Below are 721 nucleotides of genomic sequence, written 5' to 3'. Positions count from 1 at the left end.
ATGGAATTAAGTATTGACAAATATAAAATAATTTGATATCATGATATAAGAAAAGGAGAAATAAATGAAAATTTACTATGTGGCACTAACAACTGATAAAGACACAGTGGCTAAAAATTATAGCGGAAAACGATTATCTCTTTATACAAAAAAACACGAAGCTATTAAGACTTGTGTTTTATTAAATTATCAATGGGAGCTATTTTTCGGAAATGGAGCAAAAGAAGAAAAGCCGTTCAAAGTTTATTGCGTAGAATCAGAGCCAATGGAGGTAACTAGTGACTAAATTGAGAAAAAACCAGGTGGCATTAGTCGTAGGATTAAAAAAGGTTATAAATTGAGAGGCATGAAAGTTGAATTTATTTGATAAAGTAAGTACAGCTAAGGAGCTTAATAGGTTTAAGGCTTGACTTTTCAAGTCTTTTTTGTTATTATATACTAAAGGAGAAAGAAATGAAGTTTAATGATGAATTATATAAAAAAGCGTTAGAAAGATACACATTAACAAAAGACGGAAAACTATTTTCTAAAAACGGTAAACAAAAAAAAGAGAGCAAAGATAAAGACGGTTATTATCAATTTTCAGCAAGTTTTGATAATAGAACTTTGAAAGTGAAAAAACATAGATTATTAGCATTCGCTTTTATTCCTAACCCAGAAAATAAAAAAATAGTAAACCATATTGACGGAAACAAGCAAAATAACGATTTAAATAACCTAG

At 28.4% G+C, this 721-nt stretch carries 2 protein-coding genes; both read left to right on the top strand.

The features are described from left to right. Nucleotides 1-79 precede the first annotated feature (79 nt). On the top strand, nucleotides 80-286 hold the full coding sequence (locus D9V42_RS14755) for a hypothetical protein (protein WP_158593196.1): 207 nt from the start codon (nucleotides 80-82) through the stop codon (nucleotides 284-286). Nucleotides 287-453: 167 nt separating this feature from the next. Beyond that, on the top strand, nucleotides 454-721 hold a 268-nt coding region (locus D9V42_RS14750), incomplete at its 3' end, for an HNH endonuclease (RefSeq protein WP_142927610.1).

This window comes from Staphylococcus pseudoxylosus, from assembly GCF_003697915.1.
In the GTDB taxonomy this organism is placed as follows: domain Bacteria; phylum Bacillota; class Bacilli; order Staphylococcales; family Staphylococcaceae; genus Staphylococcus; species Staphylococcus pseudoxylosus.
This window is presented reverse-complemented; position numbering and strand designations above follow the sequence as displayed.